Source organism: Rahnella sp. PD4, assembly GCF_049199325.1.
In the GTDB taxonomy this organism is placed as follows: Bacteria; Pseudomonadota; Gammaproteobacteria; order Enterobacterales; family Enterobacteriaceae; genus Rahnella; species Rahnella perminowiae.
In genome coordinates, this window is record NZ_JBLZQF010000006.1 from 223,161 (window position 1) to 236,152 (window position 12,992).

At 47.8% G+C, this 12,992-nt stretch carries 15 protein-coding genes; 7 read left to right on the forward strand and 8 right to left on the reverse strand.

The features are described from left to right. Position 1 precedes the first annotated feature (1 nt). Positions 2 to 631 carry a 23S rRNA (uridine(2552)-2'-O)-methyltransferase RlmE gene (gene rlmE / locus ACOZIO_RS16670; RefSeq protein ID WP_014333696.1) on the reverse strand — a complete coding sequence of 210 codons (630 nt, stop codon included), beginning with the start codon at positions 629 to 631 and terminating at the stop codon, positions 2 to 4. Between the two features lie 182 nt (positions 632 to 813). Between rlmE and yhbY the strand changes: the two genes are divergently transcribed. After that, positions 814 to 1,110, forward strand: a complete 297-nt coding sequence (gene yhbY, locus ACOZIO_RS16675) for a ribosome assembly RNA-binding protein YhbY (protein WP_013573813.1) — start codon at positions 814 to 816, stop codon at positions 1,108 to 1,110. 180 nt (positions 1,111 to 1,290) lie between these two features. Here yhbY and greA read toward each other — a convergent pair whose 3' ends face one another. Then, positions 1,291 to 1,767: a transcription elongation factor GreA gene (gene greA / locus ACOZIO_RS16680; protein WP_129954329.1), complete on the reverse strand. Its 477-nt coding sequence runs from the start codon at positions 1,765 to 1,767 to the stop codon at positions 1,291 to 1,293. 283 nt (positions 1,768 to 2,050) lie between these two features. On the opposite strand from greA, the gene dacB reads away from it, so the two are divergent. The 3 genes from dacB to pmrB are packed head-to-tail and all read left to right on the forward strand — an operon-like array spanning position 2,051 to position 5,243. Further along, positions 2,051 to 3,484 carry a serine-type D-Ala-D-Ala carboxypeptidase gene (gene dacB / locus ACOZIO_RS16685; RefSeq protein WP_129954327.1) on the forward strand — a complete coding sequence of 478 codons (1,434 nt, stop codon included), beginning with the start codon at positions 2,051 to 2,053 and terminating at the stop codon, positions 3,482 to 3,484. Positions 3,485 to 3,504: 20 nt separating this feature from the next. After that, positions 3,505 to 4,167, forward strand: a complete 663-nt coding sequence (gene pmrA, locus ACOZIO_RS16690; protein WP_129991636.1) for a two-component system response regulator PmrA — start codon at positions 3,505 to 3,507, stop codon at positions 4,165 to 4,167. Further along, positions 4,164 to 5,243 carry a two-component system sensor histidine kinase PmrB gene (pmrB, locus tag ACOZIO_RS16695; protein WP_129954323.1) on the forward strand — a complete coding sequence of 360 codons (1,080 nt, stop codon included), beginning with the start codon at positions 4,164 to 4,166 and terminating at the stop codon, positions 5,241 to 5,243. The genes pmrA and pmrB overlap by 4 nt, the downstream gene beginning before the upstream one ends. Before the next feature lie 82 nt (positions 5,244 to 5,325). Here pmrB and cgtA read toward each other — a convergent pair whose 3' ends face one another. The 4 genes from cgtA to rplU form a co-directional block, all read right to left on the reverse strand. Next, positions 5,326 to 6,498, reverse strand: a complete 1,173-nt coding sequence (gene cgtA / locus ACOZIO_RS16700) for an Obg family GTPase CgtA (protein ID WP_129954321.1) — start codon at positions 6,496 to 6,498, stop codon at positions 5,326 to 5,328. Positions 6,499 to 6,531: 33 nt separating this feature from the next. Continuing rightward, a complete protein-coding gene (locus tag ACOZIO_RS16705) occupies positions 6,532 to 7,488 on the reverse strand; it encodes a DMT family transporter (protein ID WP_129954319.1) in 957 nt (318 codons plus the stop codon). A gap of 85 nt (positions 7,489 to 7,573) precedes the next feature. Next, a complete protein-coding gene (gene rpmA / locus ACOZIO_RS16710) occupies positions 7,574 to 7,831 on the reverse strand; it encodes a 50S ribosomal protein L27 (RefSeq protein WP_013573805.1) in 258 nt (85 codons plus the stop codon). An 18-nt stretch (positions 7,832 to 7,849) separates the two neighbouring features. Beyond that, positions 7,850 to 8,161, reverse strand: a complete 312-nt coding sequence (rplU, locus tag ACOZIO_RS16715; RefSeq protein ID WP_013573804.1) for a 50S ribosomal protein L21 — start codon at positions 8,159 to 8,161, stop codon at positions 7,850 to 7,852. 259 nt (positions 8,162 to 8,420) lie between these two features. On the opposite strand from rplU, the gene ispB reads away from it, so the two are divergent. Continuing rightward, entirely contained in the window at positions 8,421 to 9,392 is a 972-nt protein-coding gene (gene ispB / locus ACOZIO_RS16720; RefSeq protein WP_129954317.1) for an octaprenyl diphosphate synthase, read from the forward strand. Positions 9,393 to 9,444: 52 nt separating this feature from the next. Here ispB and ACOZIO_RS16725 read toward each other — a convergent pair whose 3' ends face one another. Then, positions 9,445 to 9,804, reverse strand: a complete 360-nt coding sequence (locus ACOZIO_RS16725; RefSeq protein ID WP_129954315.1) for a DNA-binding protein — start codon at positions 9,802 to 9,804, stop codon at positions 9,445 to 9,447. 668 nt (positions 9,805 to 10,472) lie between these two features. Between ACOZIO_RS16725 and ACOZIO_RS16730 the strand changes: the two genes are divergently transcribed. Continuing rightward, complete coding sequence (locus tag ACOZIO_RS16730) at positions 10,473 to 10,745, forward strand: helix-turn-helix domain-containing protein (protein WP_129954313.1); 273 nt, start codon at positions 10,473 to 10,475, stop codon at positions 10,743 to 10,745. A 44-nt stretch (positions 10,746 to 10,789) separates the two neighbouring features. Here ACOZIO_RS16730 and mdh read toward each other — a convergent pair whose 3' ends face one another. After that, the gene (mdh, locus tag ACOZIO_RS16735; protein WP_129954311.1) at positions 10,790 to 11,728 is read right to left on the reverse strand and encodes a malate dehydrogenase; all 939 of its coding nucleotides are present in this window, start codon (positions 11,726 to 11,728) and stop codon (positions 10,790 to 10,792) included. 463 nt (positions 11,729 to 12,191) lie between these two features. Here mdh and argR point away from each other — a divergent pair, with 463 nt between their 5' ends. Next, positions 12,192 to 12,662 carry a transcriptional regulator ArgR gene (argR, locus tag ACOZIO_RS16740; protein WP_095923673.1) on the forward strand — a complete coding sequence of 157 codons (471 nt, stop codon included), beginning with the start codon at positions 12,192 to 12,194 and terminating at the stop codon, positions 12,660 to 12,662. Positions 12,663 to 12,992 lie beyond the last annotated feature (330 nt).

Sequence of the window (12,992 nt, forward strand, 5' to 3'; positions counted from 1 at the left end):
ACTACAGTTTCCGCCCTGTCGCTACGATGTACACTTCTCGCGAACGTGCTCGGGAAGCGTCTGGCTTACGAATCTTCACCTTCGTAAACAGGGAGCGAATTTCCCGCAGGTATTCATCAAAGCCATCTCCCTGAAACACCTTCACCAGGAAACTTCCGCCTGGTGCTAATACATCCCGACACATATCCAATGCTAATTCAACCAGATACATCGATTTTGGAATATCGACTGCCGGAGTACCGCTCATATTAGGGGCCATATCGGACATGACCACCTGAACCTTGTTTTCTCCCACGCGTTCAAGCAACGCTTTGAGAACTAATTCATCACGAAAATCCCCCTGAAGGAAATCGACTCCAACAATAGGATCCATAGGTAAAATATCACAGGCGATGATACGCCCTTTGTTACCGATTTGTGTCACAACATACTGTGACCAACCGCCGGGAGCTGCCCCTAAATCCACGACTGTCATACCCGGTTTAAACAGCTTATCGCCTTGCTGTATTTCATCAAGTTTAAACCAGGCACGGGAACGCAGCCCTTTTTTCTGTGCCTGCAGCACATATTTATCGCTAAAGTGTTCCTGCAACCAGCGACTGGAACTTGCAGAACGCTTTTTATTAGACATTATTTATTAACCATATAGTTTTCCAACCACCCTGAGTTAGAGCTTTTGGAACAAGCTGTTAGCATCATGACGTCTATGGCTAAGTCAGTATTATTGCCTCCCCGAAGCAGTCCGGGTTGGTGATATACATGAGATGGCGGTAGAATGACCCGTTTTCAATCCCAACTTAAGCAAAAAAGACGATGAATCTTAACAATAAACAAAAACAGTACCTGAAAGGCCTCGCGCATCCACTCAAACCGGTTGTTATGCTGGGCAACAACGGGCTGACTGAAGGTGTGCTCGCCGAAATTGAACAGGCGCTGCAACATCACGAACTGATCAAGGTTAAAGTCGCGGCAGAAGAACGCGAAACGAAGTCCCTGATCGTAGACGCGATTGTGCGTGAAACCAAGGCGTGTAATGTGCAAGTCATCGGCAATATGCTGGTACTTTATCGCCCTTCCACCGAAGACCGCAAAATTATCTTACCGCGTTAATCTATTAAGGTTTAACGAAAAGCGCTGTAGATTTTCGGAAAGGTGCCACGAAATCACGTTCAGGGGAAGGTCTGAGCAGGCCTTTTTACTTTAGTTTTCAATTTACTGTGAAGCAATTCACTGCATGAATGTGAGAATAACAGGGCGAAACGTCTCGTTTCGCCCTTTTTAATGCAGATTTTAAAGGTATTCGACCTTCAATACTTCAAACTCGACATCACCACCCGGCGTTTTGATCACAACAACATCATCCTGTTCTTTGCCGATCAAACCGCGTGCAATCGGGGAATTCACAGAAATCAGATTTTGCTTAAAATCAGCTTCATCATCTCCCACGATACGGTATTTCTGCTCTTCTTCAGTGTCCAGGTTCATGACACTCACGGTAGCACCAAAAATTACCCGGCCAGTGGCAGGCATCTTGGTCACATCAATGACCTGAGCATTCGAAAGCTTAGCTTCGATTTCCTGGATACGGCCTTCACAAAAACCCTGCTGTTCGCGGGCGGCATGGTATTCAGCATTCTCTTTCAAATCGCCGTGTTCACGTGCAGTCGCGATATCAGAAATGATTTTCGGGCGGCGGACGCTCTTCAGATGGTCCAGTTCTTCACGTAATCTCTCTGCGCCACGCAATGTCATCGGAATCGGTTTCATATATTCATTACCTCTAACTTGGTCCTTTCGGTAAACACCGTCCTGATTGAATCAGGTAAGAAATTAAGTCAGTTCTTTTGACCGACTCTCTCTGGCGAAAAACAAAAAAAACCTCACCCGGAGTTGCCACCAGGCCAGGAATCATTTTGCATTTTGATTCGTATTTTAACGTAGAGTTCCTTGAGGATCATCGTTTACTTTCAGCCACGTTGCGCCTGGGTTCGTAGCATCGTAGTATGGCACCACATTTATCCTGCCGTTACTCAGAGCCTTTACCAAAATAATGCGTTTTTTACGAATTGTCAGTGGATTAGCATGCGCGTTTGTTCTGAATACAAATGCGGCTCAGATCGAAAACTACACAGAATATCTGCCTGATGGCACGAATCTGGCGGTCCTGGTACAAAAAATTGGTGCCCCTGCACCTGCGATCGATTATCACGGTACTCAGATGGCGCTGCCTGCCAGCACCATGAAGATCCTGACGGCGCTGGCTGCGCTGTTGCAGCTAGGGCCTGATTTCCGCTTCACTACCACACTCGAAACGCCAGGTTCAGTTTCTGACGGTGTGCTCAAGGGAGATCTGGTCGCGCGTTTTTCGGGCGACCCGACCCTGAAGCGTCAGAATATTCGGAATATGGTCGCTGTTTTGAAAAAACAGGGCGTCAAAGAAATCAGCGGCGATGTGATCATTAACACTTCCGTGTTCGCAAGCCATGATAAAGCTCCGGGATGGCCATGGAACGACATCACCCAATGCTTCAGCGCCCCCCCGGCAGCCGCGATTGTCGACAGAAACTGTTTCTCGGTATCACTGTATAGCGCACCTAAACCTGACGAAAACGCGTTTATCCGCGTGGCCTCATATTATCCCGTACACATGTTCAGTGAAGTCCGCACGCTGGCAAAAGGCTCACCGGATGCGCAATATTGTGAACTGGATGTCGTACCGGGTGAATTCAACCGATACACTCTTACAGGTTGTCTGACACAACGCAGCGAGCCTTTACCGCTGGCTTTCGCTATTCAGGACGGAGCCAGCTATGCCGGTGCGATTCTCAAAGACGAGCTGCTGCAGGCGGATATCCAGATTGATGGTACGCTGAAACGTCAGACCCAGCCGACGCCAGCGGGTACTGTGCTGGCGCAAACCCAATCGGCACCGCTGCATGACCTGTTGCATCAGATGCTTAAGAAATCAGACAACATGATCGCCGATACGGTATTCCGTACCATTGGCCATCAGCGTTTTGGCGTACCGGGAACATGGCGGGCGGGTTCAGATGCTGTTCGTCAGGTTTTGCGCCAAAAAGCAGGCGTGGATTTAGGCAACTCTATCCAGGTGGATGGTTCTGGCCTTTCACGTCATGATTTATTGTCACCGGCCACAATGATGCAGGTGCTGCAATACATCGCCCAACACGATAAAGAATTAGATTTTATATCGATGCTGCCTTTAGCGGGTCATGACGGAACCTTGCAGTATCGCGGCGGCCTGCACGAAGCAGGTGTGGACGGCAAAGTGTCGGCAAAAACCGGCTCGCTGTCAGGTGTATATAACCTTGCCGGTTTTATCACCACAGCCAGCGGCCAGCGTATGGCCTTTGTGCAGTTCCTCTCAGGCTATGCGGTTCCCCCTGAAGATCAACGTACACGTCGTGCACCGCTGGTGCGCTTTGAGAGTCGTCTCTACAGGGATATTTACCAAAATAATTAACCACGGAGAAGTGCCAGACAATGAAACTGCTGATAGTGGAAGATGATGAACTTTTACGGCAGGGATTAATGCTGGCACTTACCAGTGAAAATTACGCCTGTGACTGCGCTTCTACTGCGGCGCAGGCACAAAGCCTGATCCAAACCAGCCAGTACAGTCTGGTGATCCTGGACTTAGGATTGCCAGATAAAGATGGCGCAACGCTGTTACGCCAGTGGCGTCGTCAGAACATCTCCCTGCCCGTTCTTATTCTTACCGCCCGGGATGCACTCGAAGACCGGGTCGATGGCCTGGATGCAGGCGCCGATGATTATCTGATTAAACCTTTTGCTTTAGTCGAACTGCAGGCGCGTGTTCGTGCTCTGATCCGCCGATATCAGGGGCAAAGCGACAACCAGATTTCCGTGGGTAACCTGAAAATTAATCTTTCCTCACAGCAGGCTTATCTCGGCGATACGCCGGTAGAAGTGACCCCCAAAGAATTCGCTATTTTATCACGGTTGATGATGCGTGCCGGACAGACGGTAAACCGTGAATTGCTCCAGCAGGATCTCTATACCTGGCAGGATGATTTAGGCTCCAACACCCTCGAAGTGCATGTTCATAATCTGCGCCGTAAACTCGGTAAAGAAGCCATAAGAACCGTGCGCGGTATCGGTTACAGGTTGGAAATGAGCGTATGACCAGTATGCGCCGCCGTCTGCTGGTTATGCTTGCACTGATCCTGTTCGTCACTCAGCTCACCAGTATTTTCTGGCTCTGGCATGAAAGCCAGGAGCAAATTAACCTGCTGGTTAATGACACACTTTCGGCCAAAGTCCGCAATGCTCACGTTGAGAAGGAGATTGCCGAAGCCATTGCCTCTCTGATTGCCCCTTCTTTGCTGATGATGAGCATTACCCTGTTGTTATCTTTCTGGGCCATCAGCTGGATTATACGTCCTCTTAACCAGTTACAAAAACGCCTGGAAACCCGCTCGGCCGATAACCTCTCTCCCCTGCCACTCAACAGCGAAATCAGGGAAGTTGTTGCCGTGACTAATGCACTGAATCAACTATTTTCACGACTTTCTACGACGATTCAGCAGGAGCGATTGTTCACTGCCGATGCCGCTCATGAGTTACGCACTCCGCTGGCTGGCGTCCGGCTACATCTTGAGATAATGCAAAAAAAGGGCGTGGAAGGCAGTGATACACTGATCAGCCGCATCGACCTGTTAATGCATACCATAGAGCAATTACTCATGCTTGCCCGCGCAGGTCAGAATTTTGCGAAAGGGGAATATCAGCAGGTTGATCTGATAAATCATGTCGTTGAACCACTGCGGGAAGAGTTGGGTGAAATGCTCAATGAACGTGGACAGACGCTGAAAATTCAGGTGCCACTGCATGCTGAAATACAGGGTGATGCCGTACTGCTGCGTTTGATGGTGCGTAATCTGGTCGAGAATGCTTACCGCTACGGGCCGGAAAAAAGCGATATCAACATTACCATTGTGACGCAGGATAACGGCTTTCTGATACAGATTGACGATGCGGGTCCGGGCATTGATGAGACGAAAGCCAGTGAACTGACGCAGGCTTTCAAGCGTGTCGATCAACGTTATGGGGGTAGCGGTCTGGGGCTGAATATCGTCGTCAGGATTGCACACCTGCATGGCGGTACGCTGACATTGCGAAATCGTATCGACAATGCAGGGCTCAGCGCGCAGTGCTGGTTACCGCATGTTGCACTTCAAAGCTCACTGGCACTCAACTGATGCCCGTTAATGCCTTGTAAAAAAAAGAAAAAGGCTGCCAGGGGCAGCCTTTGGTACTGAGATGAAAAGTTAATCCGCAGGATTAACGTTCGTAAATGATTTCGACACCTTCATCGTCATCTTCATCCCAGTCATCATCCCAGTCGTCGTCGGCTTCAGATTCCACTTCTGCCAGTTGTTCACGGTGATAATCATCCCACATGAACTCAACTTTTTCTGGCGCTGCCTCTTCAATTGCCATGTGCTTAGGGTTTTCGTTGATGAATTTCATCACGTCCCAGCACAATGCATTGACGCCTTCGCGGTTTGCGGCGGAGATGAGGTAATAATTACCCTCCCAGCCCAATGCGTCAGCAATTGCTTTTGCACGCGTTTCAGCTTCTTCTTTCTCAATCAGATCAACTTTATTGAACACTAACCAGCGCGGTTTTTCAGCCAGCTTAGCGTTGTATTGCTTCAGCTCGTTGATGATGACTTTAGCATTTTCGATCGGATCAGACTCATCGATCGGTGCAATGTCGATCAGGTGCAACAGAACGCGGCAACGCTCAAGATGCTTCAGGAAGCGGATACCCAGACCAGCGCCTTCCGAAGCCCCTTCGATCAAACCAGGTATGTCTGCAACCACGAAGCTTTGTTCGTGATCCATACGCACCACGCCAAGGCTTGGCACCAGTGTGGTAAACGGATAATCAGCCACTTTTGGCTTCGCAGCAGAGACGGAGCGGATAAACGTCGACTTACCCGCATTTGGCAGCCCCAGCATGCCCACGTCGGCCAGCAGCATCAGCTCAAGGGCGATATCACGCTCTTCACCTTTAGTGCCCATGGTTTTCTGACGCGGTGAACGATTCACGGAGGATTTAAAACGGGTGTTACCCAGTCCGTGGAAACCGCCTTTAGCGACCATATTAACCTGACCATTTTGAGTCATATCGGCCAGGACTTCGCCAGTACTTTGGTCAAGGACACGTGTTCCGACAGGCACTTTAATGGTGATATCTTTACCGCGTTTACCGGTACAGTCGCTGCTCTGACCGTTAGTACCGCGCTCAGCACGATAAGATTTCACAAAGCGGAAATCGATCAGCGTATTGAGGTTCTCATCAGCAACCAGGTAGACATCGCCGCCATCGCCGCCATCGCCGCCATCCGGGCCGCCACGTGGAATGTATTTTTCGCGGCGGAAGCTGACGCACCCGTTACCGCCATCACCGGCCACAACCAGAATCGTGGCTTCATCAACAAACTTCATTTGTACCGTCTCCGTAAATCATTCGCCGGGCAGCTAACGTTTAGCTACCAGGTTTTGCTCTGTCCGACGTGGCCACCATCGATGGCCAATTGCGGAAAACATTGCACCTGCCACCACCACAAATGCACCAAGATACCCAATGAAATTAAGCACCGGTGCAGCAAAAAAGTCAGGCCAGGCAAGTGCCAATAAATCTGAAAATAGCAGGGTAAACAGCGGAGTGAGTGTTACTAAAGCACTCACCTGAGCCGCCTGCCATCTCGCCATCGCTTCCGCTAAGGCGCCATATCCCACTAAGGTATTCGCGCCGCAAAACAACAGACAGGCAAACTGCCAGCCGCTGAGCTGTGAAAGCACCGCCGGGCTGGCCAGCGGGAGCAATGCGATAGAACATAAAGTGTACAGCAAAAACAGGATTTGCGGTGAAGCCAGTTGGCGCAGCAATACCTTTTGCGCCACACCGTATATCACCCAGACCATCGCTGCCCCGACGCCAAAAATCACACCCAGAGTGTAATCTGTCAGACGGGTAAAAATTTCAATCAGGCTGGTATTGAAAAACAATATCAGCCCGAAAATTAGCATAAGAGCGCCAATGACCTGCGTCACGCGCATCCTTTCTTTGAGGATGATAACGCTGGCCACCATCATACCGACCGGAGAAAGCTGGCCGATAACCTGCGACGCCGTTGGACTGAGAAACTGCAAAGAGGAACTAAAAAGCACAAAGTTTCCCAGCAATCCGCAGGTGGCGACCAGCACTAAGATCAACCAGCGCGGGCGGCTGAAAATCGCTTTAGAGGGCAATCGGCGTCTTACCGCCAGAATGCAACCCAATACGATCGCAGCTATCGAAAACCGATACCAGACCACGGTAAAGGGATCCATTACCACTAACACCTGCTTCAGGGCTATAGGCAAAGAACCCCAACTCATGGCAGTAATCAGCGCCAACAGAATCCCGACAGGTGCCTGCGATTTCGTATCCATATCCCGCCAGAATGGGCTAACCAGAATGTAAAAAGCCCCGCAACGAATTGCGGGGCTTACATCTATTTACTAAGACGCGAAAAACTTATTCAGCTTCGATGCTGATGTACTTACGGTTTTTCGGGCCTTTAACTTCGAACTTGACTTTACCGTCAGCCAAAGCAAACAGAGTGTGGTCCTTGCCGCAACCCACGTTGATACCCGCGTGGAATTTGGTGCCGCGCTGACGAACGATGATGCTGCCTGCCAGTACTGCTTCGCCGCCAAAGCGTTTTACGCCCAGACGTTTAGCTTCTGAATCGCGACCGTTACGTGTGGAGCCGCCAGCCTTTTTGTGTGCCATTGTTCCGCTCTCCTAATCTTAAGCGCTGATGCCGGTGATTTTAACGTCAGTGAACCACTGACGGTGGCCCTGCTGCTTACGATAGTGTTTACGACGACGAAACTTAACGATTTTGACCTTTTCGCCACGACCGTGAGCAACGACTTCAGCTTTGATTACACCGCCAGCAACTAAAGGCAGGCCGATGTTGATTTCTTCACCGTTTGCAATCATCAGAACCTGATCGAATTCGATAGCTTCGCCAGTTGCAACGTCCAGCTTCTCCAGACGAATAGTCTGTCCTTCGCTGACACGGTGTTGTTTACCACCACTTTGGAAAACCGCGTACATATAAAACTCCGCTTTCCGCGCACTCAACTTTGTATAGTCCAGAGGGCGCTATAAATATTCACAATAGGGCGCGAATTCTACGCAAAAAATCAGCATAAGACAAGAGCACAATCACGACAAAAGAAGAAAAAAAGCGCAGTTCTTCCGATAGCATTTATCTACACTGTTTTTCAAGTACAATCCCCTTTACAGTTAGCGCCATGTGCCAATGTGAGCCAGACCTCATTGCGGTGAAGAGAACAACAGCTGAAAAAACACAATGAACCTAGAACAGATTATTGATCTTACCCAGGACGACATGGCTGCCGTCAACGCATCCATCCTTGAACAGTTGAATTCAGAGGTTTCTCTCATCAATCAACTGGGATATTACATCATCAGTGGCGGCGGCAAACGTATCCGCCCGATGATAGCAGTACTGGCAGCCAAAGCACTATCCTACAAGGGCGATAAACACATCACGGTTGCCGCCCTGATTGAGTTTATTCATACCGCCACACTGCTGCATGATGATGTGGTCGACGAATCAGATATGCGTCGGGGAAAAGCAACGGCGAACGCTGCATTTGGCAATGCCGCCAGCGTACTGGTCGGCGATTTTATCTACACCCGCGCCTTTCAAATGATGACTGATCTGGAATCGCTTCCTGTTCTGGCTCTGATGGCAAAAGCGGTTAACGTGATTGCAGAGGGTGAAGTGCAGCAATTGATTAATTGCAACGATCCCGACATCACAGAAGCCAGTTATATGCAGGTGATTTACAGCAAAACGGCGCGTCTTTTTGAAGCCGCATCGCAAGCCTCTGCCATGCTGGCGGGTGGAAGCAGCGAGCAGATTACCGCCTTGCAAGATTATGGTCGTTATCTGGGCACGGCGTTCCAGCTAATTGATGATTTGCTCGATTATGATGCTGATGGCGAAACGCTGGGTAAAAACACCGGCGATGACCTTGATGAAGGCAAACCCACCCTGCCCCTTCTGCATGCAATGCGGCACGGCGATGCTGAGCAATCTGCTATGATCCGCAAAGCTATTGAAGAAGGTAACGGGCGTCATTTACTGGAGCCTGTGCTGGCAGCCATGCATCAGTGGGGCTCTCTGGCTTATACCCGCCAGCGTGCCGAAGAAGAAGCTGACAAAGCAATCCGGGCGCTTCAGGTACTGCCTGAGTCCGAATACCGCTCGGCGCTTGAAGGCCTTGCGCATATGTCGGTAAAACGCGATTTCTGACATTTGCCTGTCGCGCCTGCTGATTCTGGCAGGTACGACAGGCACTATTGTGCTAGTTTTTTTCAGGCTCACGTAATCTGTTGAGCAACTCAGATATCCCTTCCCTCACAATGAATGAAATGATCGTTTCACGTTCAGGTTCTCTCAGTTGCTTATAACTCTCAATCCAGATCGCCAGTGGGTCCTGATGTGATGTATAAACATATTCAGCAGAACTCTCATTCATTGATAAGCTGGCGGCGGCATTACCGGGCAAACTGTCGATGTGATATTCCACTGCACGTCCCTGAACACCCAGCCTGCGGCGTTTAATCCAGCACAATCTGCGAGCCATCCCATGGACACCTTGGGTTGACGTCGGCAGTCCTTCTTTTCCGGTCAGTTCCTTTGCTGCAAACCACTCTTTTTTCATAACATTCCTTGTTTCTTATTAAGTCAGTAAGAAAGATTGTTGTTATACATCCATGAGAGTAATACCAATATTTTCTGGTAATGAGCGTTTATATAAAGGATGGTACTAACACAAGTCATTTAGAAAAACACCTATTTGACAGAAAGAAGATATTCAATTTTCAGGAGTGAGTCTATAGATGTATTTAAATGCTTCCATGAATTATGTTTATCAAACATCTGTCAGGATGGTTAAAATTTTTTTTCGGAAAGCAGGTTAAATAAAATCTTAGAAAAAATTTAAAATCAAAAATAGATTATTTAAAAAAATCATATAGAACAAATGGATACATTAAACTAGAGATAAAAAAAACCCTCCTGAAATATAATAAAACCCTCTGAATTTTTATCTTTCATCAACGTAAAAAATGAATTAGATCAAAAAAAGAACACATCAGTTACGTTTTCATTTTAATGTTATTCAATGTAAATATTATAAACCGATACAAATCACAAAAAGCAAAAGGAATTTACTTGTTTGTCTAAATCAAAATAAGAATGTATTTTCTAAATAAGTAAAATAATGGATTTTAGGAAACATTGATATGGTTGATATAATGAGTGCACTCAGTATTGAAATCTATGTTTAATAAAATATTTATTGAAAGTCATTTTCAGAAGGAAAATATCATGACGACAAGGAATGAAGACTGGCATCAGGCAGATATTATTGCAGCACTGAGAAAGAAGGGCACCACACTCGCAGCAGTATCACGATCAGCAGGCCTGAGCTCTTCGACACTTTCTAATGCATTATCACGGCCGTGGCCAAAAGGAGAATTGCTTATCGCTGGTGCTTTGGGTGTCCATCCCTCGCTGATCTGGCCTAGCCGGTATTTTGATCCCAAAACCTCACAAATCATCGAACGCCGTTGCCGTCCGACCCATGAAACACCGCGTTAAGAAAAGCAAAAGCCGCCAGTTAACCCGGCGGCTTTGTTCAATGATCACTTATTAATAAACTGTTCACCGAGCTCAATATCTTTGCGAAGAATATCCAGCATAGAATCCAGCGATTGTTGTTCAAACGCACTGAGCTGACCGACATCGATAAGTTCTGCAATACCATTTTTGCCTAACAGAACGGGTTGTGCGAAAAATCGGGCATGATCGCCTTTACCTTCCACATAAGCACATTCCACCACATTATTTTCACCCTGCATCGCCCGTACCAGTGAAAGTCCGAAGCGTGCAGCCGCCTGCCCCATCGAAAGCGTCGCAGATCCGCCACCGGCTTTAGCTTCCACCACTTCAGTCCCCGCATTCTGAATACGTTGAGTCAGTGAAGCAATCTCGCTTTCAGTGAAAGAGATATCAGGGATCTGGGACAATAAAGGCAGAATCGTCACACCAGAGTGGCCGCCGATAACCGGCACTTCAATATCTTCCGGTGGCTTACCCTTCAGTTCAGCCACGAAAGTATTGGAGCGGATGGTATCCAGGGTCGTTACGCCAAACAGTTTGTTTTTGTCGTAGACACCAGCATTTTTCAATACTTCCGCAGCAATCGCGACTGTGGTATTTACCGGGTTAGTAATGATGCCGATGCAGGCTTTCGGGCAGGTACTGGCAACTTGTTGGATCAGATTGCGCACAATCCCGGCATTCACATTAAACAGATCTGAACGATCCATACCCGGTTTACGTGCCACCCCCGCAGAAATCAGGACGATGTCGGCCCCTTCCAGAGCGGGTTTAGCATCTTCACCACAGAAACCTTTAATTTTAACCGCGGTAGGGATATGGCTGAGATCGACGGCGACACCCGGAGTGACCGGTGCGATATCATATAATGAGAGTTCGGAACCGGAAGGTAGCTGGGTCTTGAGCAGAAGCGCGAGGGCCTGACCGATACCACCCGCAGCACCTAGAACTGCAACTTTCATCCTATACTCCTTTTTTATCATTAACTTATAAGTGTCGTGGAATTAATTGGGTGTGACCTTAATCACTTACGCCGTTAAAAACAATCGCTTACCTGCAGAGAATCTGAGGTGGGTCGTTTAGAAAGTAAAAAAACACCTCCTGGTCGACCTTTTCCGCTTTTAATCACTTTTTATCGGAAAGCTTCATCATTAAAAGTAGCACCACAAAATAGGCCAGGTTAATAAATGGTTAAATTCGGTCCAATGTGAGAGCTGAATCGAGATCATGAGAGTAAACTCTTGTGCAATACAGCTCAGCCGTAATGCAAAATTTTGGCATATTCATGAAATCATCGTGGGAAATTCGTCACTTACATTCCTTGTCGCAAGCTTAATTAATGATTTTTGCAGTTAACCTCTGTTGCATAAAAATTCAATTATCTGCATAATCAGCCCCACTATGATTCAGAGACCAGGGTGCAAAATGCGTAATCCTGCTAAACAGGAAGATTTGATCAAAGCCTTCAAAGCGCTGTTGAAGGAAGAGAAATTCAGTTCTCAGGGCGAGATTGTTGTCGCTCTTCAGGATGATGGTTTCGAAAATATCAATCAGTCAAAAGTCTCAAGGATGCTGACAAAATTTGGTGCCGTCAGAACCCGTAATGCGAAGATGGAAATGGTGTACTGCCTGCCTGCTGAGATTGGCGTGCCGACAACGACCAGCCCTCTGAAAAATCTGGTGCTGGATATCGACTATAACGATGCCGTTGTGGTGATCCGAACCAGCCCGGGAGCCGCACAACTGATCGCGCGTTTACTTGACTCCCTGGGGAAATCCGAAGGGATCCTCGGAACCATTGCCGGCGATGATACGATCTTCACGACACCGGCCCGCGGATTTAGCGTCAAACAATTACACGATGCGATTCTTAGTTTGTTTGAGCAAGAGCTATAGGGCTGCAACATTTTGCTCCTTTTGACGCCCTCATTCTGTGCCTGAGGTCAGAAGATCACTCCCTCTGACCTCATTCAATACACTTTCCTTCATTGATTACTGCCTTTGCGTTTATCAAAACAGCCGCCCGCACACCCCCATTTCGGTTAAATTCCGTCACAAACCACGCCATCCCGTCACATAAAGTTTTCCAGTATGTGATTCACAGCAAAAATAAGCACAAATAGTCAAATTCATTCAACTTATTGATTTTACGAAAAATTAACCTAAAAAGACCATTTTTTACTCTTTTTTTATGCTTTTTTGTTATTAAAAATACAAATAGTTGAC

Excerpts from the sequence above, each read along its gene's own strand:
- rlmE (WP_014333696.1), bottom strand. The coding sequence starts at position 631 with ATGTCTAATAAAAAGCGTTCTGCAAGTTCCAGTCGCTGGTTGCAGGAA.
- yhbY (WP_013573813.1), top strand. The coding sequence starts at position 814 with ATGAATCTTAACAATAAACAAAAACAGTACCTGAAAGGCCTCGCGCAT.
- greA (WP_129954329.1), bottom strand. The coding sequence starts at position 1,767 with ATGAAACCGATTCCGATGACATTGCGTGGCGCAGAGAGATTACGTGAA.
- dacB (WP_129954327.1), top strand. The coding sequence starts at position 2,051 with ATGCGTTTTTTACGAATTGTCAGTGGATTAGCATGCGCGTTTGTTCTG.
- pmrA (WP_129991636.1), top strand. The coding sequence starts at position 3,505 with ATGAAACTGCTGATAGTGGAAGATGATGAACTTTTACGGCAGGGATTA.
- pmrB (WP_129954323.1), top strand. The coding sequence starts at position 4,164 with ATGACCAGTATGCGCCGCCGTCTGCTGGTTATGCTTGCACTGATCCTG.
- cgtA (WP_129954321.1), bottom strand. The coding sequence starts at position 6,498 with ATGAAGTTTGTTGATGAAGCCACGATTCTGGTTGTGGCCGGTGATGGC.
- ACOZIO_RS16705 (WP_129954319.1), bottom strand. The coding sequence starts at position 7,488 with ATGGATACGAAATCGCAGGCACCTGTCGGGATTCTGTTGGCGCTGATT.
- rpmA (WP_013573805.1), bottom strand. The coding sequence starts at position 7,831 with ATGGCACACAAAAAGGCTGGCGGCTCCACACGTAACGGTCGCGATTCA.
- rplU (WP_013573804.1), bottom strand. The coding sequence starts at position 8,161 with ATGTACGCGGTTTTCCAAAGTGGTGGTAAACAACACCGTGTCAGCGAA.
- ispB (WP_129954317.1), top strand. The coding sequence starts at position 8,421 with ATGAACCTAGAACAGATTATTGATCTTACCCAGGACGACATGGCTGCC.
- ACOZIO_RS16725 (WP_129954315.1), bottom strand. The coding sequence starts at position 9,804 with ATGAAAAAAGAGTGGTTTGCAGCAAAGGAACTGACCGGAAAAGAAGGA.
- ACOZIO_RS16730 (WP_129954313.1), top strand. The coding sequence starts at position 10,473 with ATGACGACAAGGAATGAAGACTGGCATCAGGCAGATATTATTGCAGCA.
- mdh (WP_129954311.1), bottom strand. The coding sequence starts at position 11,728 with ATGAAAGTTGCAGTTCTAGGTGCTGCGGGTGGTATCGGTCAGGCCCTC.
- argR (WP_095923673.1), top strand. The coding sequence starts at position 12,192 with ATGCGTAATCCTGCTAAACAGGAAGATTTGATCAAAGCCTTCAAAGCG.